The sequence below is a fragment of the Micromonospora sp. WMMD708 genome, from assembly GCF_049315245.1.
Classification (GTDB): Bacteria; Actinomycetota; Actinomycetes; order Mycobacteriales; family Micromonosporaceae; genus Micromonospora; species Micromonospora wenchangensis.
In genome coordinates, this window is record NZ_CP186060.1 from 1,057,036 (window position 1) to 1,082,638 (window position 25,603).

The window sequence follows — 25,603 nt, forward strand, 5'->3', positions numbered from 1 at the left end:
AGAATCGGTTGCGGTGGTGGGATTTCTCCGTCTCGGCGGCGAAAGAAAACTGACAGTAATGCGTCCGAAGCAATAGGTGAGCATCATTGTGGGGCAGGATGTCGGGAGCGCTCCGGCCGGACACCCCCTCCAGAGGTGAGCACCAGGCTCGGAGCCGACCAGTGTGATGTGGGGGAGGTTGGGTGACCTCGGCGACGCTGTCCACGCCCGTCCGTACCCCGCCGTCGGCGCCCGGTGGCCGATCGGCGGGTACTCGATCCCGGACCAACCAGCGGGGCTACGTCCGGACGCTCGTGGTGCTGGACACCGCCGTGCTGTCGCTGGCGGTCCTCGCCGGCTACGCCACCCGCTTCGGTGATGCGGTGCCGCGCGGCTCGGAGATTCCGTACGTGCTGGTCGCGCCGGCCCTGGTGCTGGTCTGGCTGGTCTCGCTCAAGGCGCTGCGCTGCTACGACGACCGGGTGCTCGGCTACGGGGCGGACGAGTACCGGCGGGTCAGCGGGGCGAGCCTGCGACTGGCCGGTGGGGTCGCGATCGCCGGCTACATCTTCGACGCCGGGGTCTCCCGGGGCTTCCTCGGCATCTCCTTCGCCGTGGGCACCGTCGGGCTGGTGGCCACCCGGTTCGCCGCCCGCAAGGCACTGCACCGGGCCCGCTGCCGGGGCGACGGCTGGTCCCGCCGGGTTCTCGTCGTCGGGGACACCGCACACGTGCTGGAACTGGTGCACACCCTGCGCCGGGAGCCGTACGCCGGCTACCACGTGGTCGGCGCGTGCATCCCCGACGCGCTGCTCGCCCCGGTGCCGCAGCGGCTCAGCGACGTGCCGGTGGTGGGTTCCCTGCGGGGCATCCCCGAGGCCGCCGCCGCGATCGGCGCGGACACCGTCGCGGTCACCGCGTCCGGCGAGCTGACCGCGACCCGGTTGCGCCGGTTGGGCTGGCAGCTGGAGGGCACCGGGATCGACCTGGTCGTCGCGCCCGCCCTCACCGACGTCGCCGGCCCGCGCATCCACACCCGCCCGGTGGCCGGCCTGCCGCTGATCCACGTCGAGGCACCGGAGTTCCGGGGAGCCCGCAAGCTGGTCAAGGAGTTCGTCGACCGGTCCGCCGCCGCGGTGGCGCTGGCGCTGCTGCTGCCCCTGGTGGCGCTGATCGCGCTGGCCGTCCGGCTGGACAGCCGGGGGCCGGTGCTGTTCCGGCAGACCCGGGTCGGGCAGGGCGGCCGGGAGTTCGGGGTGCTGAAGTTCCGCACCATGGTGGTCAACGCCGACGCGCTGCTGGCCGAGCTGGTCGCCCGCAACGAGACCAACGGGCTGATGTTCAAGATGCGCGACGACCCGCGGGTCACCCGGATCGGGCGGCTGCTGCGCAAGTGGTCGCTCGACGAACTACCCCAGCTGGTCAACGTGCTGCTCGGCCAGATGAGCCTGGTCGGCCCCCGCCCGCCGTTGCCGTCCGAGGTGGCCCGCTACGACGGTGACGTGGCCCGCCGGCTGCTGGTCAAGCCGGGCATGACCGGCCTCTGGCAGGTCAGCGGCCGGTCCGACCTGAGCTGGGAGGACGGCATCCGGCTGGACCTCTACTACGTGGAGAACTGGTCGCTCGCCGCCGACCTGACCATCCTGTGGAAGACCTTCGGCGCGGTGCTGCGCGGGCGCGGAGCGTACTGACCGGCGGGCCCGGTGCCGCACGCGCCGGGCCCGCCGGTCTCACTCCTGTGGGCCGGTCCAGTCCAGGCAGACCACCACCGCATCGTCGACCAGGTCACCGGCGACGAAGGCACGCAGGTCACCGATGAGCGAGCGGACCGCGTCCAGCGGCGTCATCGGTCCGGTCCGCCGCAGGAAGCGGTCCAGCGCCGTCTCGCCGTACCTGACGTGCTGCCCGGTGGCGTCGATCACACCGTCGCTGAGCACGAACAGCCGGTCGCCACGGCGCAGCTCGAAGCTCTGGTGCCGGTAGTCGGTGCCCTCGAACATGCCCAGCGGGAACTGCTTGTCGAGCACCTGCTCGCTGACCTCCCCGTCGCGCAGCAGCACCAGCCGGGGCGACCCGGCGTCCACCGCCGTCAGCACCCCGGAGGCCAGGTCCAGCTCCATCACCAGGGCGGACAGGTGCTGCTCGCCCCGGTGCAGGGCGTAGACCGCCTGGTCGGCGAGGGCGACCTGATCGGCGAGGGCCAGCCCGCCCCGGCGCGCGTTGCGCAGCGCGTGGGTGGCCAGCGCGGTGAGCATCGAGGCGGCCACCCCCTCACCGGTGCCGTTGATGGCCGACAGCCACAGCCGGCTGCCGTCGTCGGACCAGTCGAAACTGTCCCCGCGCACCGCGTACGCCGGTTCGAGCTGGCCGGCGAGGCGGAACGACGGCCGGTCCCGGCTGCGTCCCGGCAGCAGTTCCCACTGCATCTCGGCGGCGAGGGTGAGCCGGCGGGCCCGGCGGGAGGACCGGTAGACGTCGGTGCCGGCGGTGACCGCTGCCAACTCGTGCCCCAGGGCGGTGGCGATGCGGGTCAGCTCCCCGACCGCCGTCCGGTCGTCGGGCACCGGGGTCAACCGCAGCACCCCGCGCCGTTCACCCCGCATGCCGACAGGGAACCAGCCGACCCCGTCGGCGAGCACCGGCTGCTGGTGGTCGTAGCAGCGCCAGGCCGGGTGGCCGGGCCCGGTCAGCGGGTCGCCGTCACCCAGCGGCAGCAGCACCGACAGCCGGTAGTCGACCTGGAACAGCTCCACGTCGGTGATCCGGTAGGACCGCCCCAGCTCGTCGGCGAGCCGTGCCAGCAGCAGGTCCGCGGGTGACTCGGTCAGCACCCGCCGGGCCCGGCACTCGGGTCCGCTGGTCATGCACGCCTCCTGACAGGGCAGATCCCCTGGTACGGGGGGTAGTCTCGGCCCCACCATGGCCGAAGAAAGTGGTCCTGACGGACCAGACGTGAGTATGGCCGCCGAGCTGGACGCCGCGACAGGGGCCCTGCTCTCCGTGTGGGAGGCGGCCCGGGAGAGCACGACCAGCCGGCTGTCCAGCGCGCAGTTGCGTGCCGTCATGGTGGTCGAACGGCACGACGGGATCAACCTGCGCCGGCTCGCCACCCTGCTCAACATGCTGCTCTCCTCGGCGAGTCGGCTCTGCGACCGGCTGGTCGCCGCCGGCATGCTGGAGCGGGAGCCGGGCCGGTCGGACCGGCGGGAGATCGCCCTGCACCTGACCCCGGAGGCGACCCGCCTCCTGGCCGAGCTGCGCCGGGACCGCCGGCAGCGGCTCGCCGCCGTGCTGGCCGGGATGAGCGGCGAGGGCCGGGGGGCGTTGCTGCGGGGGCTGGTGGAGTTCGACCGGGTGGCACGGGCCCTGGAGGGGGAGGGCGGTCCGGTGGTCGAGTTACCGTCCGCGCCGCCCGCGCCGAGGGCCCGCCCAGGCGACGGCACCCCGGCGGCCCGTTCGGCCTGATCCGGCGGTCACGGGGTGGTGGTCAACAGGGTGCGGGCCCGACGCAGGTAGTCCCCGGCACGAGGGTGCTCGGTCAGCGCGGTGGCGCACACCCGGAGCATGCTGTCCAGCAGTGGGGAGCCGTCCCGGGCGTCGGGGACCTCCGTCTGCCAGCGGACGAACCCGACCAGCAGCCCCGGGTCACCGACCCGGATCGCCGCGGCCAACGCGTCGACAAACTGGCCGACCGCGCCGGCGACGTCTTCCACCCGGTCGGGCGTCGGAGCCACCTCGCGGAGCACGAGTTGCACGAGGTCGCGGCGGCGGCGCAGCACCGCGACGTACTCGTCGGTGCCGGCCGCCGGCCCGGAACCGGCGAGCGGTGCCGGGCACAGCGGGCCGGCCAGCAGCCGGGCGGCGTCCCGGGCGGTCGCCCCCCAGGCGGCGGCACCGACGGCAGCGGCCCAGCGGCCGTCCGGGCCGAAACCCGGGCCACCGGCCACCACCGGCACCCCGGCCGCCCGGCACGCCTCGATCATCCGCCCGGCCCGGATCAACCGGCTCGGCTGCACGCAGCTCAGCAGCACCGCGTCCGGGCCGGTCTGGTGCAGGTAGGAGACCAGGTGCCGGACCGGCACGCTGGCGCCGAGGAAGGTCACCCGCCAGCCGGCGGCGCGGACCACCTCGACGACGATCCGGGCGGCCAACGCGTGCCACTCGCCCTCGACGCAGGCCATCACCACGTGCCCCCGGTCGCCCGTGGAGCCGCTGCGGGCGGCGACCGCCTCGACCACCTGCTCGCTGACGTGGGTGGCGGCGTGCTCCCGGGCGACGCTCCACCGGCCGGTCAGCCAGCGCAGCCCCACCTCGCGCTGGGTCACGGCGACCAGGTCCACCAGGACGTCGGCCACCGACGAGCCGGCGTCCAGCAACCCGGTCGCGATCCGGGTGGCGGCTGGCAGGTCGGCCCGGTCCAGACAGTCGAGGTACGCCGCGACGATCTCCGGGCCCACCACGGCCGGCGGGCCCGGAGCCGCAGCGGCCGGCCCGTCCGGTCGGTTCACGCCGGGTCCGCCGCGCGGACGGCCAGCATCGCGATGTCGTCGTGGCTCTCCCCGTCCAGCCACTCGTCGACGAGTTGGAGCAGCCAGTCGATCACGGCGGCGGGCGGCAGGCCGGCCACCGCGGCGAGCGCCTGCCGCAGCCGCTGCTCACCGAACATCTCGACGGCCGCCGCGCCGCCGCGTGCCTCGGTCACCCCGTCGGTGTACGCCAGCAGCAGCTCACCCGGGGCGAGGTGCACCTCAACCTCGACGAAGGTCGCCGAGGCGAACGCACCGATCGGCATCCCGCCCACCCGGGCCTCGACGATGCTGCCGTCGGCGCGTACCACCAGTGGGGACGGGTGCCCGCCGCCGGCGATGCGGACCCGCAGGCCGCCGTCGGCCTCCGGTTCGGTGGTGCCCAGCAGCAGGGTGGTGAACTGGCTGCGCCGGGCGGCATCGGGGGAGTCGAACAGCGCCCGGTTGAGCAGGGTGACGAGTTCCCGGGGACGCTGCTCGACCAGCCGCAGGGTCTGCAACGACTGACGTACCCGGCCGGTGAGCACGGCCGCGCCGACCCCCTTGCCGCAGACGTCGCCGAGGGCGAACAGGGCCCCGGTGGCGGTGCGGAAGACCTCGTAGAAGTCGCCGCCGATGCGCAGGGTGTCCCCGGCGGAGCGGTAACCGCCGGCCAGGGTGACGCCGGGCACCTGGGGCAGTTCCGGGGGGAGCAGGCTGTGCTGGAGCACCCGGGCCAGGTGGGCCTGCTCGCCGTAGAGTTCGGCGGCGGCGACCGCGGAGCCGGCGCGGGCGGCGAACTCCCGGGCCAGCTCGATGTCGCGCTGGTCGAATCCGGGCCGGCCGATCCGGCGGACCAGGACCAGCGCGCCGGCCGGCCCGCCGGCGCTGGGCATCGGGCTGATCAGCACGGTGCCGGGGCGGCCGAAGTCCGGCGGCAGCACGGCGCCCAGGTCGGCCAGTTCGGCGTCGAGCCAGGGGCTGGGGTCGGTGGTCGCGCCGCTGAGCGCCTCGACGAGCCCGGGGACGGCGCCGGTCAGCTCCGGGTCGGCTACCCCGCCGACCGGGGCGGGGTCGCCGTCGGCGTACCGCAGCCAGTGCGGGACGTCCTCGCCGGGCTGCGGCGGCCGGTGCACGACCAGTGCCGCGTCGGCCAGGTAGGGCACGGGCAGGGTGACGGTGCTGCGCAGGGTCTGCTCGCGGTGCAACGAGAGCCCGAGCCGGCTGCCGGCCCGGGCCAGGAACGCGGTGCGGGACCGCTCGGCGAGCAACGCGTCGGTGCGGGCGTGTTCGTCGGTGACGTCGCGCACGTACCAGGCGCAGCCCCCGCCGGCCAGGGGGCGGCAGACCCCACGCAGCCGGCGTCCCCGGTGCTCGGCGTCGAACGTCGCGGCGTCCCCGGTGACCGCCCGGGCCAGCGCCGGCACGGTGCCCGAGGTCAGGTCGGTGCCGGGGGCCAGCTCGGGCAGGAGCTGCCCGGCCATCGCGTTGACCAGGGTGACCCGCCCGGCCCGGTCGGTGGTGACCACCGCCTCGGCGAGCCCGTCGAGCAGTTCCCGGGCGAGCTGCGGGTCGGCCGGCAGCGGGCCGTCCGGCGACGGGTGGGCCGGCGCGCGGGACACCTGTCCGCCTCCGCTCACCGGGCCGGCGTGCCCGTCCCGGTGGGTCTTCGTCACCGCCGGTCGCCGGGCGCGTCGGTCTGTCGACCTCTGCGCATGCTGGGAGTGCTCTCCTCGGTAGGGGATCGTTGCCTGAGGGAAAGCGTACCGAGGTGGGCCGACGATCGGCCAGCGAGGAAGCCGGGTCAGCCCGGGCGGGAGAGCCAGCCGGACGGTCGGGCGATGATCCGCCGGACCACCGCGCCGGCCCCGCCGACGGCGGCGGACTCGGCCCCGAGCGCCGCCGGGCGGACCGTCACCGGGGACCATCCGCTGGTGAGCACCCGGGCGTCGAGTTCGGCCAGCACCGGCGGGCACAGCCACTGCGCCAGGGTCGCGTATCCGCCGCCGAGCACGACGGTGTCCAGGTCGAGCAGGTTCACCACCCCGGAGACGGCCACCCCGAGCGCGGTGCCGGCGGCGTGCAGCGCGTCGAGCGCGGCCGGGTCGCCGGAGCCGGCCAGGTCGGCCAGCCGGCGGGCGGCGGTGTCGGCCGGCAGGTCCACCCCGGCCAGCCCCGCCGCGGCCAGCACGGCCTCCTGCCCGGCGTACGTCTCCAGGCAGCCGCGCGCCCCGCAGCGGCAGGTGGGGCCGCCCGGATCGACGGGCACGTGACCGAGTTCGCCGCTCCACCCCCGGGAGCCCCGGAACAGCGCCCCGTCGAGCACGATCCCCGCGCCGATGCCGATCTCGCCGGAGACGTGCAGGAAGCTCTGCGGGCCGCCGGGGCGGGCGTGCAGCTCGCCCAGCGCGGCGAGGTTCGCCTCGTTCTCCACCACCAGCGGCGGCACCCCGTCGACCGGGTCGGTGAGGGCGGGGTGGTCGGCGAGCAGGGCCGGCACGTCGACGTCCCGCCAGCCGAGGTTGGGGGCGAGCCGGACCAGGCCGCGCGCGTCGACCAGCCCCGGTACGGCCAGGGCGGCCCCGGCCAGGCCGAGCCCGGCGGCGTCGGCGGCGGTACGCGCCCGGCGGGCCAGGGCGACCAGGTCGGTGAGCGCGTCGGCGGGGGAGAGCGGGCGCAGGTCGACCCGGCGTACCTCGTGGTGCCGGACGGCGCCGGTGAGGTCGACCACGCAGGCGGCGAGGTAGTCGACGTTGACCTCCAGGCCGAGCCCCGCCGGCCCGGTGTCGCCGAGCAGCAGTCCCCGGGCGGGTCGGCCGGCGCCGGTGCGGGGCGCGGGGTCGGCCTCGGTGACCAGCCGGCCGGCGATCAGGTCGTCGACGACGGCCGACACGGTGGCCCGGGTCAGGCCGGTGTCGGCGGCGATCTCGGCCCGCGACGGCGGCCGGTCGGTCGTGGCGATCCGCCGCAGCACCACGGCGAGGTTGAGTTCGCGCAGGCTTCCCTGGCGGACCGCGCCGGCGGTCCGGGTGTCGGTCACCCCTTGACAGTGCCACAGCACGGCCATTTAATTCAACCACTGAACAAATTGCGGGTGACCCACCCACCGCCACCATCATCATCCCCACCGGAGGTCTGCCATGGCACCCCGTCCCACCCCCGCCGACAAGTTCTCCTTCGGGCTCTGGACGGTGGGCTGGCAGGCCCGTGACCCGTTCGGTGACGCCACCCGCCCCGAGCTGGACGCCGTCGAGGCCGTGCACCGGCTCGCCGAGCTGGGCGCGTACGGGATCACGTTCCACGACGACGACCTGATCCCGTTCGGTGCCGACAACGCCGCCCGGGAGGCCCAGCTCGCCCGGTTCCGCAAGGCCCTCGACGAGACCGGTCTGGTCGTGCCGATGGTGACCACCAACCTCTTCACCCACCCGGTGTTCAAGGACGGCGGCTTCACCAGCAACGACCGCGACGTGCGCCGCTACGCGCTGCGCAAGGTGCTGCGCAACGTCGACCTCGCCGCCGACCTGGGCGCCAAGACCTTCGTCATGTGGGGTGGCCGGGAGGGCTCCGAGTACGACGTCGCCAAGGACATCCGGGCGGCGCTGGACCGCTACCGTGAGGCCGTCGACGTGCTCTGCCAGTACGTCGTCGACCAGGGCTACGACCTGCGGTTCGCCATCGAGCCCAAGCCGAACGAGCCGCGCGGCGACATCCTGCTCCCCACCGTCGGGCACGCGCTGGCGTTCATCTCCCAGCTGGAGCGTCCCGAGATGGTCGGCCTCAACCCCGAGGTCGGGCACGAGCAGATGGCCGGCCTCAACTACGCCCACGGCATCGCCCAGGCGCTCTGGCAGGGCAAGCTGTTCCACCTCGACCTCAACGGCCAGCGCGGTATCAAGTACGACCAGGACCTGGTCTTCGGCCACGGCGACCTGATGAACGCGTTCGCCCTGGTCGACCTGCTGGAGAACGGCGGCCCCAACGGTGGCCCGGCGTACGACGGCCCGCGCCACTTCGACTACAAGCCCTCCCGCACCGAGGACATCGCCGGGGTGTGGGCGTCGGCCGAGGCCAACATGGCGACCTACCTGCTGCTCAAGGAGCGCGCGGCGGCGTTCCGGGCCGACCCGGAGGTGGTCGAGGCACTCGCCGCCAGCAAGGTCGGCGAGCTGGCCAGCCCGACGCTGGGCGACGGCGAGGGTTACGCCGGGCTGCTCGCCGACCGGTCCGCGTTCGAGGAGTTCGACGTGGACGCGACCGCCGCGAAGGGCTTCGCCTTCGTGCGGCTCAACCAGCTCGCCGTCGAGCACCTGCTCGGCGCGCGCTGAGGCGGCCCGGCATGCCGCTCGTCGCCGGGGTGGACTCGTCCACCCAGTCCTGCAAGGTGGTCGTCCGGGACGCGGAGACCGGCGCGCTGGTCCGTGAGGGCCGCGCGCCGCACCCGGACGGCACCGAGGTCGACCCACGGGCCTGGTGGGATGCCCTGCTGGCCGCCGTCGAGGCGGCCGGCGGGCTGGCCGACGTGGCGGCCGTGTCGGTCGCCGGTCAGCAGCACGGCATGGTCTGCCTCGACGAGGCGGGCGAGGTCGTCCGGCCGGCGCTGCTGTGGAACGACACCCGGTCCGCCGACGCGGCCCGGGACCTGATCGCCGAGGCCGGCGGCGGGGAGACCGGCCGCCGCTTCTGGGCCGACGCGGTGGGGCTGGTCCCGGTGGCCAGCTTCACCGCCACCAAGCTGCGCTGGCTGGCCCGGCACGAGCCGGAGCACGCCGCCCGGGTCGCCGCCGTCTGCCTGCCGCACGACTGGCTGACCTGGCGGTTGGCGGGCGCCCCCGGCCTGGCGGCGCTGCGCACCGACCGGGGTGACGCCAGCGGCACCGGCTACTGGTCGCCGGTGACCGGGCAGTACCGCCCCGACCTGCTGGAGAAGGCGTTCGGTCGGGTCGTCGAGGTGCCCACGGTGCTCGGCCCGGCCGCGCAGGCCGGCGTGCTCGACCCGGCCGTGCTCGGCGACGGCCGGGCGGTGCCGGGCGGGGACGTCCTGCTCGGCCCCGGCACCGGGGACAATGCCGCCGCCGCGCTGGGGGTCGGTGCCGGTCCGGGCGACGTGGTCGTCTCGATCGGCACCTCGGGCACGGTCTTCGCGGTGGCGGACACGCCGGCCGCCGATGCCGGTGGCGCGGTGGCCGGGTTCGCCGACGCGACCGGCCGGTTCCTGCCGCTGGTCTGCACGCTCAACGCGGCCCGGGTGCTCGACTCGGCGGCGACGCTGCTCGGTGTCGACCTCGACACCCTGTCCGAGCTGGCGTTGAGCGCCCCGCCGGGGGCCGACGGCCTGGTCATGGTGCCCTACCTGGAGGGGGAGCGGACCCCGGACCGCCCCACCGCCACGGGCTCGGTGCACGGCCTCACCCTGCGTACCGCCACCCCGGCGCACCTGGCCCGGGCGGCGGTGGAGGGGATGCTCTGCGCGCTGGCCGACGGCCTCGACGCGCTGGTCGCCCAGGGGGCGACGGTCGAGCGGGTGATCCTGGTCGGCGGCGGGGCCCGCTCGGCGGCGGTCCGCCGGATCGCGCCGCAGGTCTTCGGCCGTCCCGTGGTGGTGCCCCCGCCCGGGGAGTACGTCGCCGACGGCGCGGCCCGCCAGGCCGCCTGGGTAGCCCTGGGTGGCGCGACGCCACCGGACTGGGCACCGAAGGACACCGAGGAGTACGCGGCGGAGCCCGTCCCCGCCATCCGCCAGCGGTACGCCGAGGCCCGCGACCACACCCTCGACCGGGTGGCCGTGCCCGGGGAGTGACCCACCCGACCGACGACGTCGGCCGGTGACCGGCGCACGGGGGCCGGTCACCGGCCGACGACCGGTTCCGCCCCGGGTGGGCCGGTCCGGTGGGGGTGCCCGTCGGGCCGGGCGGCGTACCTGGTTGGCTGCCGGACATGACCGGCAGCAGGACCTCCCGGCGCGGGAACGCGGCGCACCGCCTCTACAGCGTCGTGGTGTTCGTGTTGCTCGCCTCCCTGGACAACGTGGCGATCGGCCTGGTGCCCCCGCTGTACGGGCCGATCTCCGGGGCGCTGGGTGTGCCGCAGCGGATGCTCGGCCTGGTCACGGCGGTGAGCTTCCTGGTCAGCGCGGTCGCGGCGGTGGCCTGGGCGTACGTCGGCGACCGGACCAACCGCAAGCCGCTGCTGATGGTCGGCACGCTGGTCTGGGCGGCCGGCACCGGTGGCAGCGCGTTCGCCACCGGCCTCCCGACGTTCCTCGCCGCGCAGCTGGTGGCCGCGGTCGGGTTGGGCGCGGTCGGCTCGGTCGGGTTCTCCGTGGTCACCGACCTGATCTCCCCGCGCCGCCGGGGGCTGGTGATGAGCTTCTGGGGGCTGTCCCAGGGGGTCGGCACCCTGGCCGGCACGCTCACCGGCGGCCTGCTCGGCGCGACCGACTGGCGACGCCCGTTCCTGCTGCTCACCGTGGTCGGCCTGGCCGCCACGGTGGCCTACCTGCTGACCTACGACATCCGGCGTGGGCAGAGCGAACCGGAGCTGGCTGCGGCGATCGAGGCCGGCGTCGAGTACGACTACCGGATCACCCGCTCCGACCTGCCGCGCATCCTGGGCCGGCGGACCAACCGGTGGCTGATCCTGCAGGGTCTCACCGCGCAGGCGGCGTTCGGGTCGCTGGTGTGGCTGCCGGTGCTGTTCGCCGAGCGGGCGCAGGAACAGGGCTACTCGACGGCGACGGCGGTCGTGGTGGGCAGCGTCTTCGCCACCCTGTTCCAGCTCGGTGGGGTGTTCTCCATCGTCGGCGGGCTGGCCGGGGACGCGCTGCAACGGCGTACCCCCCGGGGCAGGGCGCTGGTCGCGGCGGTCGGCGTGCTCGCGGCGCTGCCGTTCTACCTGGTGTTGTTCTTCGTGCCGATCCGGATCGACGTGCCCGACGGCGGCGGCACCGGCGCGGTGGTGGGTGCCGTGCTGGCCAGCGTGGTGACCGAGCCGACGGTCGGGCTGAGCCTGCTCACCGCCGTCGTCGCGCTGGCGTTGACCTCGGCCAACTCGCCGAACTGGTTCGCCCTGATCGCCGACGTCAACCCGCCGGAGCACCGGGGCACCGTCTACAGCCTGGGCAACCTGGTCAACGGGGTCGGCCGGGCCGCCGGCAACGGGTTGGTCGGCGCGGCCTTCCACGCACTGCGGGCGGCCTTTCCGCCGCCGCTCAACTACGCCGTCGGGCTGGCCGCGTTCCAGCTCTTCTTCATCCCCACCGGGCTGATGTACTGGCTGGCCTCCCGCACGTCGCCAGGCGACATCGCCGCCGTGGGTGACCTGCTGCACGACCGCGCCGACCGCCACTGACCTGCCCGCCGGGCGCGGACCGGGCGGCGGCGGGGCGACGCCCGGCCGTGCCCGGGGTCGCCGGGGTGCCCGGGTGGTCGGGGTGCCGGGGTCGCCGGGGTCGCCGGGGTGGCGGTGGCCCGGTGGCTCCCGCGTGGTCGTGCCCGGTCGTGCTGCTCGCGTGTGGGTCGTGCCGCCCCCGGCGTGGTCGGGGACGGGTCGCGCCGCTCCCACGCGGTCGGGAACGGGTCGCGCCACTCCCACGCGGTCGGGGACGGGTCGCGCCACTCCCGCGCGGTCGGGCCGGGCCAGGTACACCCCGTCGGGTCCTTTCGAGCTGATGACGTCAACGGATCACCAGCCAACCCGAACGCGTCGCCGTTCGGCCGTCCCGCTGTTTGCCGGCCCTGCGTCCCGGCTGGGACGGTGCCGGTGCGGGCGGGGGCGGGACGTTTCCGGCGGATCGGTGGGGGCGAGTCTTCCGGCCACTGAACCGCTGCCGTCACGTCGGTGGGGGGCGCATCCTGCGGGCCGGTGAGTCGCTGACGTCATCAGCTCGAAAGGACGCGACCGGGTGTACCGGGGGCCGGTCCCGTCCCTCACCACCGGGTGCCACCGGGAGCCGGAGCGCCGGCATCGTCGGGCGCTGCGCCAGCCGGGTGTAGGCACCGCCGGGCGCTGCACCCGGCGTGGGTGCAGCGCCCGACGTGGGTGTAGCGCCCGACGTGGGTGTAGCGCCCGACGTGGGTGTAGCGCCCGACGGTGCCGGGACGGGTCAGGAGTGCCGGACCCAGACCGTCACGTCGGTGGGGACGCGGCCGTCGGCGTCCAACGGCGCGCTGCTGTGCAGCAGATCCCCGTCCGGCGGTGGCACCGCGGCCGTGCCGAAGTTGGTCAGCACGGTCAGCCCGCCGTTGCGGAAGCTCAGCACCTCGTCGCCGGAGGAGAGCCACTCCAGCGTCCCCCGGCCCAGGGCGTGCTCGCGGCGCAGCCGCAACGCGGTCCGGTACGTCTCGTACGTCGAGCCGGGCACCCCCCGCTGCCGGTCCAGGGCGTACTCGGCCCACAGCGGCGGTTGCGGCAGCCAACTGGCGTCGGCCGGGCCGAAGCCGTACGACGGGGCGTCGGCCTCCCACGGGATCGGCACCCGGCAGCCGTCCCGACCGCGCTGGGTGTGGCCGCTGCGCTCCCAGGTCGGATCCTGCCGGGACTCGTCGGGCAGCGTGGTGTGCTCCGGCAGCCCCAACTCCTCGCCCTGGTAGAGGTAGGCCGAGCCGGGCAGGGCCAGCATCAGCAGGGTGGCCGCCCGGCCCCGGCGCAGGCCCAGCGCGGCGTCCGGCTGGGGGTCGCCGATGCCGATGCCGTTGGGCCGGCCACCCTTGGCGGACAGCCCCAGCCGGGAGGCGTGCCGGATGACGTCGTGGTTGGACAGCACCCAGGTGGTGGGGGCCCCGACCGCGTCGGTGGCCTCCAGCGAACGGGTGATCACCGCGTACTGGGCGGGAGCCGTCCAGGCGGCGAGCAGGTACTCGAAGTTGAACGCCTGGTGCATCTCGTCGGGGCGGACGTAGCGGGCGATCCGTTCGGCCGGCTCCACCCACGCCTCGGCGACGAGGATCCGGTCGCCGTCGTAGGAGTCCAGCACCCGCCGCCACTCGCGGTAGACCTCGTGGACGCCGTCCTGGTCCCACATCGGCGGACGCGGCTTGTCCGCCTCGTTGCCGGAGAGGATCTCCTGCGGCTCCTCCCAGTTGGCCAGGTCGGCCTGCTTGATCAGGCCGTGCGCCACGTCCACCCGGAAGCCGTCGACGCCCCGGTCCAGCCAGAACCGGAGCACGTCGAGGAACTCGGCGCGGATCTCCGGGTTGTCCCAGTTGAGGTCCGGCTGGGCGGTGTCGAACAGGTGCAGGTACCACTGGCCGGGCCGGCCGTCGGGCTCGACGAGCCGGGTCCAGGCGGGGCCGCCGAAGACGCTCTGCCAGTCGTTGGGCGGCTCGGCACCGTCCGGGCCGAGGCCGTCGCGGAAGATGTACCGGGCCCGTTCGGGGCTGCCGGGAGCGGCGGCGACGGCGGCCCGGAACCACCGGTGCGCCGACGAGGTGTGGTTGGGGACCAGGTCGACGATGACCTTGAGACCCTTCGCGCGGGCTTCGGCGATCAACCTGTCGGCGTCGGCCAGGCTGCCGAACAGCGGGTCGACGTCGCGGTAGTCGGCGACGTCGTAGCCCGCGTCGGCCTGCGGCGACGGGTAGAACGGCGACAGCCAGACGGCGTCGACCCCCAGCTCGGCCAGGTGCCCGAGCCGGGCGGTGATGCCGGGCAGGTCACCGATGCCGTCACCGTCGGAGTCGGCGAAGGAACGCGGATAGATCTGGTAGATGACAGCCTCGGTCCACCATCCGGGTGCCACGCCCACGGACTGTTCCTGCTGCCTCGCGTCGGTGTTCAGAGCCTTCTCCCTGTGTCGAGCCGGTCGGGCCGTGCGGTCGAATCCGTTCAGTTTGCCCGGGGCGGGCCGGTCGATTCCCGTACCACCAGGCGAGTGGGGAGGATCACCGGTGGGGCCGGCGCGGGGCCGTGCGCACCGGGCCCGCGTGGGGCCGGCACCCGGTCGGCCGCCGGCTCGACGGTGCCGGCGCCCAGCGGGTCGAGCAGCAGCCGGGCGGCGAGCCGGCCCTGCTCGGCGGCGGGTTGGGCGATGGTGCTCAACCCGAGCACGGCGGACAGGTCGTGGTCGTCCACGCCGATCACGCTGACGTCCTGCGGGACGCGCAGCCCGGCGTCGCGCAGCGCGGTCATCGCGCCCATCGCGATCTCGTCGCAGGCGGCGAAGATCGCCGTCGGTGGTTCGCCCCGGGCCAGCAGTTCGACGGTGGCCCGGTTGCCGCCGTCGATGGTGAACTGCGACTCCATGTCCAGGCGGGGGTCGGGGCGTAGCCCGGCGCGGCGCAGCGCCTCCCGGTAGCCCCGGCGACGGTCGGTGTGGGTGGTGAAGGCCAGCTCGTCGTCGGGGTCGCCGGAGATGTGGGCGATCCGCCGGTGGCCCAGGTCGAGCAGGTGCCGGGTGGCCGTCCGCGCCGCGGCCACGTCGTCGATCCGCACGCAGGGCCAGCCGGGGACGGTGCTGCCGGAGCTGATCGTGATGCCGGGCAGGTCCAGCTCGGCCAGGGCGGTCAGGTCGGCCGGGCGCAGCGGGGTGGCGACCAGCATGATCGCGTCCACCCGCTTGTGCAGGTTGGCGGTGCGCAGCACCCGCTGCCGTACCTGCTCGCGCCCGCCGAGGTTGTAGAGCAGCAGGTCGTAGCCGGACTGGTGGAGGAAGTCCTCGACCGCCTCGACGACGGTGCCGAAGAACCACCTGGTGATCCGGGGCACCACCACGGCGACCGTGCCGGTGCGGCCACCGGCCAGCCGGGAGGCGCTCGGCGAGACCGCGTACTGGAGCTGTTCGGCGGCGGCGAGCACCCGGCGGCGGGTCGCGGCCGACACCGTCGGCAGGCCGCGCAACGCCCGGGAGACCGTGGCCGTGGAGACCCCGGCCAGCCGGGCCACGTCGTCGATTCTCGTCACGCTGTCGTTCCCCCGCTCCGCGCCCGTCCCCGTCGCCGCCCGGCAGCACCGGGCGGCGACGGACGGCCGTCAACCCTTGACGCTCCCGGCGAGCAGGCCGCGCACGAAGAAGCGCTGCAACGACAGGAACACCACCAGCGGTACGACGATCGAGACGAACGCGCCGGCTGTGAGCCGCTGCCACTCGTTGCCCCGGGTGCCGGCCATCTCGGCCAGGCGCACGGTGAGCGGGGCGGTCTCGTTGCCGCCACCGGCGAAGATCAGCGCGACCAGCAGGTCGTTCCAGACCCAGAGGAACTGGAAGATGCCGAACGCCGCCAGCGCCGGGGTGATCAGCGGCAGCACGATGGTGCGGAAGATCTTGGGGTGGGTGGCCCCGTCGACCCGGGCCGCCTCCATCAGGTCCCGGGGGAGCTGGGAGATGAAGTTGTGCAGCAGGAACACCGCGAAGGGCAGGGCGAAGCAGGTGTGGGCGAACCACACCTGGGCGAACTTCTGCTCGTCCACCAGGTTCCAGGCCGGCATCAGCTGGACGCCGGCGAGGGTGACCCCGGTGGAGAAGAACTTCAGCAGCGGCACCAGGGCCATCTGCAACGGCACGATCTGCATCGCGAAGATCGCGATGTAGAGCCAGTCCCGTCCCCGGAAGTTGATCCAGGCCAACGCGTACGCGGCGAGTGAGGCGAACGCCAGCGGGAAGAGCACCGACGGGATGGTGATGGCCAGCGAGTTGATGAAGTAGCTGGCGAGTTGACCCGACGACGAGGAGGAGCCGAACAGGACGTCCTGGTAGTTCTCCAGGGTGAACTGCGGGTCGGTGAAGAAGGTCCACCACCCGGTGGACTTGATCTCGGCCTCGGGCCGGAACGAGGAGACGAACAGGCCGAACGTCGGGATCGTCCAGAGCAGCGCGATGACGATCGAGACCAGGGTGGCCGTACGGCTGTTGAGCCGGCTACGGACCCGGCCGGCGGCGCTTGTCGGCTTCCCGGTGGCCTGGGCCCCGGCTCCGACGGTGGGCGTGGCGGTGGTCATCTCAGCCCTCCCGCTGTTGACGCAGGTTGCGGATCTGGTAGATCACGATCGGGACCACCAGGATGAAGAGGAAGACCGCCAGGGCGGAGCCCTGCCCGTTCTCGCCGTACCGGAACGCCTGGTTGTACATCTCGTTGGCGATCACGCTGGTGTCGTAGTTGCCGTTGGTGGCGGTCCGGACGATGTCGAAGACCTTCAGCGTGGCGATCGACAGGGTCACCACGACCACGATCAGCGCGGGCCGGATGCTCGGCATGGTGATCTGCCAGAACATCTGCCACGGGCTGACCCCGTCGAGGCGGGCCGCCTCGACGATGTCCGCCGGGATCGCCTTGATCGCTGCGGAGAGCACGACCATGGCGAAACCGGCCTGGATCCACACCATGATCACGATGAGCAGGAAGGTGTTCAGCGGTGAGTCGAGCAGCCACTGCCGTGGTTCGCCGCCGAGGCTGACCACGATCTGGTTGAGCAGGCCGATCTGGTCCTGCTCCTCGCTGCGGTAGGCGTAGACGAACTTCCAGATGATGCTGGCCCCGACGAACGAGATCGCCATCGGCAGGAAGATCAGTGACTTGGCGATGGACTCGAACCGGGCCTTGTCCACCATCACGGCGTAGAGCAGGCCGAACGTGGTGGCGACCAGCGGCACCAGCAGCACCCAGATCAGGGTGTTGAGCAGTACCCGGACGATCGAGTCCTCGGAGAACATCCAACCGTAGTTGCGCAGCCCCACCCAGTTGTCGCTGCCGGCGTCCATGAAGGAGAGCAGCACGGTGCGCAGCGCCGGCACCACCAGCCCGACGGAGAGCAGCAGCAGCGTCGGCAGCAGGAAGAAGAGCGCGAACAGGCCCTCCCTCGGCTTGCGTCGGCGGGGCAGGGGACCACCACCGGTCGAGGCGGCGACCAGCTGCGCCTCCCGACGGCGGGCGAACCAGGCCGGCACCACGTCGAGGAGCAGGAGCAGACCGCCCACCACCGCGACGAAAGCGATCAGCCCGTACATCAGCATGAGGAACTTCGGCTGTTCCTCAGCGAAGTCGAACTCCATCGACCCTCCCTCTCAAGGGTTCGTATCCGACGGGTGGCCCGGTCCGCACCGTGCGGACCGGGCCACCCGTCTCAGATCACTTCCAGCTGGTCTCGATGCCGTTCAGCACCGTGGTGGTGTCCTTGCCGTTGATCCAGTCGACCATGCCCTTCCAGAAGGTGCCGTTGCCGACCGCGGCCGGCATCAGGTCGGAGCCGTCGAAGCGGAAGACGGTCTTCGGGTCCTGGAGGATGCCCACGGAGAGCTTGTCCACCGGGTTCGGGACGTTGGCCAGGTCGAGCTTCTTGTTCGCCGACACCCAGTCACCGATCTTGGCGCGGCTGTTGGCGTACTCGCCGGAGGCGAGGTAGGTCTGCACCGCCTGGACCTCGGGACGGTCGGTGAAGGCCGCGACGAACTCGCCGCCACCCAGCACCGGCTTGCCCTTGGCCGCGTCGATCGACGGGAAGTAGAACGCGAAGACGTCGCCGTCCTCGGCCACCTTGGTGCCCTCGGGCCACTGGTTGGCGTAGAAGGACGCCTGCCGGTGCAGGGCGCACTTGCCGGTGGTGATCGGCACGCCGGCCTCCTGGAAGGAGGTGGTGGCGATGCTCTTCACGCCGCCGAAGCCGCCGTTGACGTACTTGTCGTTCTTGAGGATGGTGCCGGCCCGGTTGAGGGCGTCGGCGACCTGCGGGCTGTTGAACGGGATGCCGTGGGTGGTCCACTGGTCGTAGACCTCGGGCCCGGCCGTACGCAGCAGCACGTCCTCGATCCAGTCGGTGGCCGGCCAGCCGGTGGCGTCACCGGACTCGATGCCGGCGCACCACGGCTTGGTGCCGCTGGCCGCGATCGTGTCGGAGAGCTTGATCAGCTCGTCCCAGGTGGTGGGGACCGCCCAGCCCTTCTCCTTGAAGGTCTTCGGCGAGTACCAGACGAACGACTTGACGTTCGAGCCCAGCGGGGCGCCGTAGAACTGGCCGTTGATGGTGGTGTACTTCAGCCAGTCGGGGGAGAAGTTCGCCTCGGCCTCGGTCTTGGTGGCGGCGGCGACGGGCTTGAGGTTGCCGCCGTCGACGAACCGCTTGACCAGACCCGGCTGCGGGATGAAGGCCAGGTCGGGCGCGTTGCCGCCCTGCACCCGGACGGGGAGCTGGGCCTCGAACTCGCCGGAGCCCTCGTGGTCGATCTCGATGCCGGTGCAGTCCTCGAACTGCTTCCAGGACTGGGCCAGCCGGTCGGCCTCGATGTCCCGGATCGACGAGTAGATCGTGACCTTCTTGCCGTCGTTGTCACCGTACTTCTCGTATGCGGCGCATTCGGCCGAACCCGCGTTGCTGCTCTTCTTGTCGTTGCCGGTGCCACAGGCGGTGGCGCCGAGCGCCAGCCCCAGCACGCCGGCGATCGCGAGAGCCTGGCGTGATCTGGCAAACGCCATGCCGTTCTCCTTCCTTGCCGGCGCGCCCACAGGTGGGGGAACCCGACGCCGGTCCGATGAGTCGTCCTCACATGTAAGCGCTTGCATCCCCATCGGTCCACCCCCTGGCGGACACGGCCCGGTAACAATCCCGAAATCCGCTACCGCAGGTGGATGCGCTCCCACCTGTGCTCACCGGGTAGGGGTCGACAGGGGTCGGCGCGGGTTGGCATCGATGGCGATATCTGCCACCCTCAACGCAGGACATTGAAGGATCTCGACATCGGAGGTGTGCGGTGCGCAGACGGTGGAGCCTGCTGGCGGCGGCCCTGCTGGTTACCGGGACCCTGGTCCCGGCCGGTCCGGCCTGGGCCGCGCCCACGTTCAAGGTGCCCTTCCCCTGCAACCAGTCCTGGTCCGGCCAGACCCGGTCGGACCACAGCCCGGCGAACGCGATCGACTTCAACCGCACCGACGACCTCGGCGACCCGGTGGTCGCCAGCGCCCCGGGGACCGTCGACCGGGTCACCGACCTCGGCGGCACGAGCTACGGCAAGTACGTCCGGATCGACCACGGCGGCGGCTACACGACCTACTACGCCCACCTCAACGGCTTCAACGTCTCGGTCGGCCAGCAGGTCGGCTACGGCAAGGTGATCGGCTGGGTCGGCAGCACCGGCGGCTCCACCGGCCCGCACCTGCACTACGAGCAGCGCCTCAACGGCGACGACATCAAGGTCAAGTTCAACGGCACGCTCGCCCTGTACTGGGGCACTAAGACGTACACCAGCGGGAACGGTTGCTCCAGCGGCACCGGGTCGGGCACGGTCGACACCGCCGGCTCGCCACTGACCGTGCGCTCCGGGCCGGGCACCGGCTACGCGTCGGTCGGCACGGTCGCCGACGGCACCAAGGTCACCATCGGCTGCCAGACCAGCGGCACCACGGTCACCGGCACCTACGGCACCAGCGCGATCTGGGACCGGATCGGCTCCGGCCGGTTCATCGCCGACGCCTACGTCTACACCGGCCACGACGGCTACATCCCCAACGTGCCCCGCTGCTGAGCCCGCCGGGCACCGGGCCGCCGGGCCCGGTGCCCGGTCAGCCGTTGAGCTGCCAGATCGCGAAGTTGAGCGCGGCGGCGAAGGTGACCCAGGCCCAGTAGGGCAGCAGCAGGGCCGCCGCCGGCCGGGAGACCCGCCGGAAGGCGGCCACCGTCACCGCGATCGCCAGCCACATCAGCACGATCTCGGCGAAGGCCAGGCCGTAGCGTCCCGCGCCGAAGAACAGCGGGGTCCAGATCGCGTTGAGCACCAGCTGGACCGTCCACGCCCACAGCGCCGGGCCGAAGCCGACCCGCCGCCAGACCAGCCAGCCGGCGACCGCGATCAGCGCGTACAATACGGTCCAGACCGGGCCGAACAGCCAACCCGGCGGGGCCCACGCCGGCTGCTGGAGCGAGGCGTACTCGTCGCGGGTGCCGGACACCCCCAACCCGCCGATCGCGGCGGCGGCCGCGACGGCCGCGCCGAAGCCGAGCAGCACCCACCAGGTCCGCGCCGTGCCGGTCCGCCGGTCGCTCCGGGTTATCTCCATGGTCGAGATATTTCCCGGGTACGCCCTCCCAAACCCCCGTTTGTGGCCCCCGGACAGCACGGCGCCGGGGTCGTCGGTGCCGGACGCTCCTGTCTGGGAGGACGGAGCTTCCGGGGGCGACGACCCCGGCGGGTCTTGTGCGGGTACCGGCGTCAATTGAAGATGCTGACACCACCCGGGCCGACCAACAGGCCGACGACGATGAGGACGATGCCCCACAGGATCTGCCGGCGGAACAGCGCGAGGATGCCGGCGACCACGAGTACGACTGCGAGAATCCAGAGAATCAGCTCCATGGCTGCTGAATACCCGGCGTCCCGATTCCGAAAACCTGGTTCTCAGTCGATCTGATCACCGCCCAGATGGAAGACGCTGTACGCCTGTTTGATCACCGGATGGGCGACGTTGCGTACGCGTACCCCGCCCGGGGTGACACCGCGCTCGCTGCCCGCGTGCGCGTGCCCGTGCAGGGCGAGCGCGGTCGGCGCCGAGTCGATCGCCTGACCGAGCTGGTACGACCCGAGGAACGGATAGATCTCCAGCGGCTCGCCGGCCAGGGTGTCCGGCACCGGGGCGTAGTGGGTCAGCGCGACGAGCAGGTCGCAGTCCAGCCCGCGCAGCGCCTCGCCCAACGCCGCCGCGCTCTCGTTGCTGGTCCGGACGAAGGACTTCATCTCCGGCTCGCCGAAGTCGCTGGCGCACCGCCCGGCGAACCCGCCGCCGAAGCCCTTGACGCCGGCCACCCCGAGCCGGCCGCCGGGGCACTCCAGCACCGTGCCGGTTCCCTCCAGCACGGTGATCCCGGCATCCTGGAGCACCTTGACCACCTGCGGCACCTGGTCGCACTGGTGGTCGTGGTTGCCCAGCACGGTGACCACCGGCACCCCGAGGCCGCCGAACTCCTCGGCGACGCAGCGTGCCTCGGCCTCGGTGCCGTGCCGGGTCAGGTCGCCGGCGAGCAGCAGCACGTCGGCGCAGTCGGGCAACTCCTCCAGGGCCGGGCGGAACCGACCCAGCACGTCGGCGTCCAGGTGCACGTCGCCGACCGCGGCGATCCGGATCATCGGGTCCTCCTCACGGCAACTCCTCGACCTGCACCGGCGCCTGGGTGCGGATCACCCCGATGTCGCTGGTGATCGCCTCGTCGGGGAACCGCTCGGCCACCCGGCGCAGGATCTCCGCCCGGCGCTGCGGGCTCTCCACCTCGCCGGTAAGGACCAGCCCTGTCTCCCGGTGGACCACGGTGATGCCCTGCTCGGCGACGTCCGGGTCCTCGGTCAGCAGCCGTTGGATCTCCGCCTCCACGTAGGCGTCCGGCGGGCCGGCGCTGTGCTCTGTCACGGGGTCTCCCTTCCCTCGGGGATGCGGGCGTACGGCACCGGCGTGCCCCCGTACGGGACGACGTCGAGCCGGTCCAGCAGCATCAGGAACGCCTCGGCGTACGGCGAGTGCTGGGTCTCCCTGCGTACCCGCTCCCAGTCGATCTGTTCGCGCAACGAACGGGCCAGTGGCAGCCCCCTCGCGAAGTCGCAGTAGTGCTGGGAGAAGCTGAGCAGCTTGTGCACCATCAGCCGGGTCGCCGAGAGCACCGGCATGCGGATGGCGTCCACCGGCCGGACCACCGTGTCGGCGAGGGTCTCGTGGGTCACCGGGGTCTCCACCGGTCGGTGGATCAGGTCCACCATCCGCCCGTCGTCGTAGACCTTGACCAGCCAGTCCTCCGGCGGGCGCTCGGCGGTGAAGCCCTCGTCGGTCAACGCCTGCAGGGCCCGTTCGACGTCCGCCTCCTGGAGCAGGAAGTCCACGTCGTGCTCGCTGGAGTGCCCGCCGTGGGCGTAGACGGCGAAGCTGCCGCCGAGGGCGAAGGGGATCTCGTTCTGCTTGAGCACGGCGGCGACCCGCTTGAGGGTGTGCAGGAGGCTGACGTCCCCGCGCTCGGCCATCTGGTCTCTCCCGTCGTGGATGGTCGGTGGGAAATGACGTTGCGTACCCGGCCGTCCGCCCGCCCACACCTGCCCGGTGTGCCCGTCCCGGTCGTCTCGTCCCGTCCGGGCATCGACCGGACAGGGGGATGCGCCGGTCGGATATCCTGTGCAGGGTGGCCAGATCGCGGCGCGCTACCGACGGTGGGACCCGACTGCGGCGCGTCGCACTGATCGGCATCGACGGTTCCGGCAAGACCACCCAGGCGCACCGGCTCGCCGCCGCGCTCACCTCGGCCGGGCGACCCGCCACCTACCACCGCAACGCGGGCGGCCGGCGCTGGCTGGGCCGGCTCGCCCACCGGTTCGGTCGCAGCGATGCACAACTGCTGGTGGGCCGGGACGGCGTGCTCGCGGTGGAGTCCGTGCTGCGCTGGCTGGCGATCGCCGCCGCGCTGCTCAGTTGCCTGGTGACCGGCCGTACCGCCGTGATGGACCGCTACTCCGCCTGCCAGTACGCCAGCATCCGGGCGCACGGTGGGCAGCGGTGGGAGCGGCTGGCCCGGGCCGGCTACCGGGTCTTCCCCGCACCCCAGGTCACCTTCCTGCTCGCCGTCGACCCGGCCGAGGCGTACCGGCGGATCGAGCGGCGGGGCGAGGACCACGAGACGATGGGTTGGCTGACCGCCGCCGACGCGGCCTACCGGTCGCTGCCCGAGTACCCGGGTTTCGTGGTGGTCGATGCCGGCGGCGGGCCCGACGAGGTGTCCCGGCGGATCCGCGCGCACCTGGCGCGCTGGTTGCCGCCGGAGGAGGCCGGGCCGGTCGTCGATGATCCGCCGGACGACACCGGGCCGTCCGCGCCGCAGGCGGTCGGCGGGCCCCGGGAGCCGGTCGCCGCGCAGACCCGCCCGTAGACCGAGCCGATTCCACCGGACCGGCCGAGGCGCGTCAGGCTGCGCAAATGGGAGTCTGGACCGGCACGCCCCCGGACCGGGGGACAGTTCCTGTCGGATACGCGCGGTCGTGGTTGACGCTCGCGGCTCATGAAAGTAAGTTTCATCCGTGGCGAAAAGTCCGAAGATTTCCGCGAGTCACGAGCCGGGTGGACTGATCGTCCACATCAGTGGCCTGCTCCCGTCGCTGTCCCCCGCCGAGCAGCGGGTCGCCCGACTGGTCGTCGCCGACCCGGCCGATGCCGCCCGACGGACCATCACCGACCTCGCCACCGCCGCCGAGACCTCCGAGGCCACCGTCATCCGGTTCTGCCGGTCCGTCGGCATGGACGGCTACCCGCAGTTGCGGATCCGGCTCGCCGCCGAGGCCGCGCGTCGGATCGAGCCGCCGGACGCCCGGGTGGTCGGCGGGGACATCCCGCCCGGCGCCGATCTGGCCCAGATCATCGCCACGATCTCCTTCAACGACGCGCGGGCCGTCGAGGAGACCGCCGAGCAGCTCGACCCGGCCGTCTGCGAGCAGGTCGTCGAGGCGATCGTCAGCGCCGGCCGGATCGAGGTCTACGGTGCGGGCGCGAGCGGGTTCGTCGCCTCGGACTTCCAGCAGAAGCTGCACCGCATCGGTCGGGTCGCGTTCTCCTTCCCCGACGTGCACACCGCGCTGACCTCCGCCGCCCTGCTCGGCCGGGGTGACGTGGCGATCGGCATCTCGCACAGCGGCACCACCTCCGACGTGATCGAGGTGCTCGAACAGGCCCGCTCCCGGGGGGCGGTCACCGTCGCGCTGACCAACTTCCCCCGCTCACCGATCACCGAACGGGCCGACTTCGTCCTCACCACCGCCGCCCGCGAGACGACCTACCGGTCCGGGGCGATGGCCAGCCGGCTCGCCCAGCTCACCGTGGTGGACTGCCTCTTCGTCGGGGTGGCCGCCCGGAACCGGACCCGGACCCGGCGGGCGCTGGAGGTCACCGCAGAGGCGGTGCGAACACGCCGGGTCGGCGGCGGTCGGAGGCGTTCGTGACCGCCGGTCGGGTCGGGCCGGACGACGTGGTGGGGCAGCGGGGCGGCGAGGGCGTGGTCGACCTGCGGCCGGTGGTCCGCGTCGGTGCCCCGACCGAACGGCGCAACCCGCACAGCACCGACCTCGACCTGATGTCGACCCGGGACGTGCTCACCGTGATCAACGACGCCGACCGGCGGGTGCCGGCGGCGGTGGCCGCCGTCCTGGACGAGATCGCGGTGACCGTCGACCTCGCGGTGACGGCGCTGCGCGGCGGGCACCGGGTGCACTACTTCGGGGCCGGCACCTCCGGCCGCCTCGGGGTGATCGACGCCGCCGAGCTGGCCCCCACCTTCAACTCCCCGCGCGGCTGGTTCTGCGCCCACCTGGCCGGCGGGCCGGACGCGATGTGGCAGGCCGTGGAGGACGCCGAGGACGACCTGGCCGGCGGGGCCGGCGAGGCCGCCGGGTGCGTCAGCGCCGGGGACCTGGTGGTGGGACTGGCGGCGAGCGGACGCACCCCGTACGTGCTGGGCGCACTCGACGCGGCCCGGCAGCGGGGGGCCGCGACCGTGCTGCTGTGCGCCAATCCCGAGGTCCGGGCGGCGGCCGGGGTCGACGTGGTCATCGGGGTCGACACCGGCCCCGAGGTGGTGACCGGTTCGACCCGGATGAAGGCGGGCACCGCGCAGAAGCTGGTGCTGAACACCTTCTCCACGGCGGTGATGGTGCGGCTGGGCCGGGTCTACTCCAACCTCATGATCGATATGGTGGCCACCAACGCCAAGCTGCGGGGCCGGATGATCTCCATCCTGATCGAGGCGACCGGCTGCTCCGAGGAGGTCTCCCGGCGGGCCCTGCACGAGGCCGACGGCGACCTGAAGACGGCCCTGGTCTCGCTGCTGTCCGGGGCCGGGATCGACGCGGCCCGCGCCGCGCTGGCCCGGACCGCGCACCAGGTCCGGGGTGCCATCGCCCTGCTCGCCTCCTGAGCGCCGCCGGCTGCCACTGCCGGGGTGCGCCGGGGTGTCACCCTGCGGGGGTGACACAGAACACCGTGTCGCCGGGACGTCGGCCACGCCACGGATTGTTGTTCCGGGCGTGGGGTAATCCAGGACCGCCGGGTGAACCGACCGGTCCACCGGCCCGTATCTGGCAGTGACTCCGGTCGCAGCCGGGCGGTGACGAGGGTCGCGGTTTACCGGGGCGCCGCAATGACGCGGGGCCCGGCGTACGGCCGCCGACACCCGTGCCGACC

General features: G+C 73.3%; 23 protein-coding genes. 9 read left to right on the plus strand and 14 right to left on the minus strand.

Features of this window, described 5'->3' with window-relative positions; translation table 11 throughout:
- Nucleotides 1–182 precede the first annotated feature (182 nt).
- Nucleotides 183–1,670: a sugar transferase gene (locus ACN260_RS04830; RefSeq protein ID WP_422754876.1), complete on the plus strand. Its 1,488-nt coding sequence runs from the start codon at nt 183–185 to the stop codon at nt 1,668–1,670.
- 39 nt (nt 1,671–1,709) lie between these two features.
- Here ACN260_RS04830 and ACN260_RS04835 read toward each other — a convergent pair whose 3' ends face one another.
- Nucleotides 1,710–2,843: a PP2C family protein-serine/threonine phosphatase gene (locus tag ACN260_RS04835; RefSeq protein ID WP_422754877.1), complete on the minus strand. Its 1,134-nt coding sequence runs from the start codon at nt 2,841–2,843 to the stop codon at nt 1,710–1,712.
- A gap of 94 nt (nt 2,844–2,937) precedes the next feature.
- Here ACN260_RS04835 and ACN260_RS04840 point away from each other — a divergent pair, with 94 nt between their 5' ends.
- Complete coding sequence (locus ACN260_RS04840) at nt 2,938–3,444, plus strand: MarR family transcriptional regulator (protein ID WP_422756621.1); 507 nt, start codon at nt 2,938–2,940, stop codon at nt 3,442–3,444.
- 8 nt (nt 3,445–3,452) lie between these two features.
- On the opposite strand, the gene ACN260_RS04845 is transcribed toward ACN260_RS04840, so the two are convergent.
- The 3 genes from ACN260_RS04845 to ACN260_RS04855 all read right to left on the minus strand — a co-directional run bounded on the left by ACN260_RS04845 (nt 3,453) and on the right by ACN260_RS04855 (nt 7,551).
- The gene (locus tag ACN260_RS04845; RefSeq protein WP_422754878.1) at nt 3,453–4,487 is read right to left on the minus strand and encodes a cobalamin B12-binding domain-containing protein; all 1,035 of its coding nucleotides are present in this window, start codon (nt 4,485–4,487) and stop codon (nt 3,453–3,455) included.
- Nucleotides 4,484–6,160 (minus strand): SpoIIE family protein phosphatase, encoded by a 1,677-nt coding sequence (locus ACN260_RS04850; RefSeq protein ID WP_422754879.1) that lies wholly within the window; start codon nt 6,158–6,160, stop codon nt 4,484–4,486. The genes ACN260_RS04845 and ACN260_RS04850 overlap by 4 nt, the downstream gene beginning before the upstream one ends.
- Nucleotides 6,161–6,288: 128 nt before the next feature.
- The gene (locus tag ACN260_RS04855; RefSeq protein WP_422754880.1) at nt 6,289–7,551 is read right to left on the minus strand and encodes an ROK family protein; all 1,263 of its coding nucleotides are present in this window, start codon (nt 7,549–7,551) and stop codon (nt 6,289–6,291) included.
- Between the two features lie 73 nt (nt 7,552–7,624).
- Between ACN260_RS04855 and xylA the strand changes: the two genes are divergently transcribed.
- The 3 genes from xylA to ACN260_RS04870 all read left to right on the plus strand — a co-directional run bounded on the left by xylA (nt 7,625) and on the right by ACN260_RS04870 (nt 11,834).
- Entirely contained in the window at nt 7,625–8,812 is a 1,188-nt protein-coding gene (xylA, locus tag ACN260_RS04860; RefSeq protein WP_422754881.1) for a xylose isomerase, read from the plus strand.
- 11 nt (nt 8,813–8,823) lie between these two features.
- Nucleotides 8,824–10,284: a xylulokinase gene (gene xylB / locus ACN260_RS04865; protein WP_422754882.1), complete on the plus strand. Its 1,461-nt coding sequence runs from the start codon at nt 8,824–8,826 to the stop codon at nt 10,282–10,284.
- Nucleotides 10,285–10,421: 137 nt separating this feature from the next.
- Complete coding sequence (locus tag ACN260_RS04870; protein ID WP_422754883.1) at nt 10,422–11,834, plus strand: MFS transporter; 1,413 nt, start codon at nt 10,422–10,424, stop codon at nt 11,832–11,834.
- A 754-nt stretch (nt 11,835–12,588) separates the two neighbouring features.
- Here ACN260_RS04870 and ACN260_RS04875 read toward each other — a convergent pair.
- The 5 genes from ACN260_RS04875 to ACN260_RS04895 all read right to left on the minus strand — a co-directional run bounded on the left by ACN260_RS04875 (nt 12,589) and on the right by ACN260_RS04895 (nt 18,886).
- The gene (locus tag ACN260_RS04875) at nt 12,589–14,262 is read right to left on the minus strand and encodes a glycoside hydrolase family 13 protein (protein ID WP_422756622.1); all 1,674 of its coding nucleotides are present in this window, start codon (nt 14,260–14,262) and stop codon (nt 12,589–12,591) included.
- Nucleotides 14,263–14,309: 47 nt separating this feature from the next.
- Entirely contained in the window at nt 14,310–15,383 is a 1,074-nt protein-coding gene (locus ACN260_RS04880) for a LacI family DNA-binding transcriptional regulator (RefSeq protein ID WP_422754884.1), read from the minus strand.
- Between the two features lie 69 nt (nt 15,384–15,452).
- Nucleotides 15,453–16,418, minus strand: coding sequence for a carbohydrate ABC transporter permease (locus ACN260_RS04885; RefSeq protein ID WP_422754885.1), 966 nt, complete (start codon nt 16,416–16,418; stop codon nt 15,453–15,455).
- Nucleotide 16,419: 1 nt separating this feature from the next.
- Nucleotides 16,420–17,469 (minus strand): carbohydrate ABC transporter permease, encoded by a 1,050-nt coding sequence (locus tag ACN260_RS04890; protein WP_422754886.1) that lies wholly within the window; start codon nt 17,467–17,469, stop codon nt 16,420–16,422.
- Between the two features lie 76 nt (nt 17,470–17,545).
- Nucleotides 17,546–18,886 carry an ABC transporter substrate-binding protein gene (locus ACN260_RS04895; RefSeq protein WP_422754887.1) on the minus strand — a complete coding sequence of 447 codons (1,341 nt, stop codon included), beginning with the start codon at nt 18,884–18,886 and terminating at the stop codon, nt 17,546–17,548.
- A 275-nt stretch (nt 18,887–19,161) separates the two neighbouring features.
- Between ACN260_RS04895 and ACN260_RS04900 the strand changes: the two genes are divergently transcribed.
- Nucleotides 19,162–19,932, plus strand: a complete 771-nt coding sequence (locus ACN260_RS04900) for a peptidoglycan DD-metalloendopeptidase family protein (RefSeq protein ID WP_422754888.1) — start codon at nt 19,162–19,164, stop codon at nt 19,930–19,932.
- Between the two features lie 37 nt (nt 19,933–19,969).
- Here ACN260_RS04900 and ACN260_RS04905 read toward each other — a convergent pair whose 3' ends face one another.
- From ACN260_RS04905 to ACN260_RS04925, 5 genes are all read right to left on the minus strand, one after another.
- Nucleotides 19,970–20,464: a TspO/MBR family protein gene (locus tag ACN260_RS04905; RefSeq protein WP_422754889.1), complete on the minus strand. Its 495-nt coding sequence runs from the start codon at nt 20,462–20,464 to the stop codon at nt 19,970–19,972.
- 152 nt (nt 20,465–20,616) lie between these two features.
- Nucleotides 20,617–20,760 carry a GPGG-motif small membrane protein gene (locus ACN260_RS04910; RefSeq protein WP_007464364.1) on the minus strand — a complete coding sequence of 48 codons (144 nt, stop codon included), beginning with the start codon at nt 20,758–20,760 and terminating at the stop codon, nt 20,617–20,619.
- Nucleotides 20,761–20,802: 42 nt separating this feature from the next.
- Entirely contained in the window at nt 20,803–21,528 is a 726-nt protein-coding gene (locus tag ACN260_RS04915; protein WP_422754890.1) for a metallophosphoesterase family protein, read from the minus strand.
- Between the two features lie 10 nt (nt 21,529–21,538).
- Nucleotides 21,539–21,805: a hypothetical protein gene (locus ACN260_RS04920; protein ID WP_088642728.1), complete on the minus strand. Its 267-nt coding sequence runs from the start codon at nt 21,803–21,805 to the stop codon at nt 21,539–21,541.
- Complete coding sequence (locus ACN260_RS04925) at nt 21,802–22,407, minus strand: nucleotidyltransferase (protein ID WP_422754891.1); 606 nt, start codon at nt 22,405–22,407, stop codon at nt 21,802–21,804. The genes ACN260_RS04920 and ACN260_RS04925 overlap by 4 nt, the downstream gene beginning before the upstream one ends.
- 128 nt (nt 22,408–22,535) lie before the next feature.
- Here ACN260_RS04925 and ACN260_RS04930 point away from each other — a divergent pair, with 128 nt between their 5' ends.
- The 3 genes from ACN260_RS04930 to murQ all read left to right on the plus strand — a co-directional run bounded on the left by ACN260_RS04930 (nt 22,536) and on the right by murQ (nt 25,337).
- Nucleotides 22,536–23,303, plus strand: a complete 768-nt coding sequence (locus ACN260_RS04930) for a thymidylate kinase (protein ID WP_422754892.1) — start codon at nt 22,536–22,538, stop codon at nt 23,301–23,303.
- Between the two features lie 148 nt (nt 23,304–23,451).
- The gene (locus ACN260_RS04935) at nt 23,452–24,366 is read left to right on the plus strand and encodes a MurR/RpiR family transcriptional regulator (protein WP_204928089.1); all 915 of its coding nucleotides are present in this window, start codon (nt 23,452–23,454) and stop codon (nt 24,364–24,366) included.
- On the plus strand, nt 24,363–25,337 hold the full coding sequence (gene murQ, locus ACN260_RS04940; RefSeq protein WP_422754893.1) for an N-acetylmuramic acid 6-phosphate etherase: 975 nt from the start codon (nt 24,363–24,365) through the stop codon (nt 25,335–25,337). Before ACN260_RS04935 ends, murQ begins: the two co-directional genes overlap by 4 nt.
- Nucleotides 25,338–25,603: the final 266 nt, after the last annotated feature.

Excerpts from the sequence above, each read along its gene's own strand:
- ACN260_RS04905 (WP_422754889.1), bottom strand. The coding sequence starts at position 20,464 with ATGGAGATAACCCGGAGCGACCGGCGGACCGGCACGGCGCGGACCTGG.
- ACN260_RS04915 (WP_422754890.1), bottom strand. The coding sequence starts at position 21,528 with ATGATCCGGATCGCCGCGGTCGGCGACGTGCACCTGGACGCCGACGTG.
- ACN260_RS04925 (WP_422754891.1), bottom strand. The coding sequence starts at position 22,407 with ATGGCCGAGCGCGGGGACGTCAGCCTCCTGCACACCCTCAAGCGGGTC.
- ACN260_RS04890 (WP_422754886.1), bottom strand. The coding sequence starts at position 17,469 with ATGGAGTTCGACTTCGCTGAGGAACAGCCGAAGTTCCTCATGCTGATG.
- ACN260_RS04895 (WP_422754887.1), bottom strand. The coding sequence starts at position 18,886 with ATGGCGTTTGCCAGATCACGCCAGGCTCTCGCGATCGCCGGCGTGCTG.
- ACN260_RS04910 (WP_007464364.1), bottom strand. The coding sequence starts at position 20,760 with ATGGAGCTGATTCTCTGGATTCTCGCAGTCGTACTCGTGGTCGCCGGC.
- ACN260_RS04835 (WP_422754877.1), bottom strand. The coding sequence starts at position 2,843 with ATGACCAGCGGACCCGAGTGCCGGGCCCGGCGGGTGCTGACCGAGTCA.
- xylA (WP_422754881.1), top strand. The coding sequence starts at position 7,625 with ATGGCACCCCGTCCCACCCCCGCCGACAAGTTCTCCTTCGGGCTCTGG.
- ACN260_RS04885 (WP_422754885.1), bottom strand. The coding sequence starts at position 16,418 with ATGACCACCGCCACGCCCACCGTCGGAGCCGGGGCCCAGGCCACCGGG.
- xylB (WP_422754882.1), top strand. The coding sequence starts at position 8,824 with ATGCCGCTCGTCGCCGGGGTGGACTCGTCCACCCAGTCCTGCAAGGTG.
- ACN260_RS04855 (WP_422754880.1), bottom strand. The coding sequence starts at position 7,551 with ATGGCCGTGCTGTGGCACTGTCAAGGGGTGACCGACACCCGGACCGCC.
- ACN260_RS04930 (WP_422754892.1), top strand. The coding sequence starts at position 22,536 with ATGCGCCGGTCGGATATCCTGTGCAGGGTGGCCAGATCGCGGCGCGCT.
- ACN260_RS04840 (WP_422756621.1), top strand. The coding sequence starts at position 2,938 with ATGGCCGCCGAGCTGGACGCCGCGACAGGGGCCCTGCTCTCCGTGTGG.
- ACN260_RS04870 (WP_422754883.1), top strand. The coding sequence starts at position 10,422 with ATGACCGGCAGCAGGACCTCCCGGCGCGGGAACGCGGCGCACCGCCTC.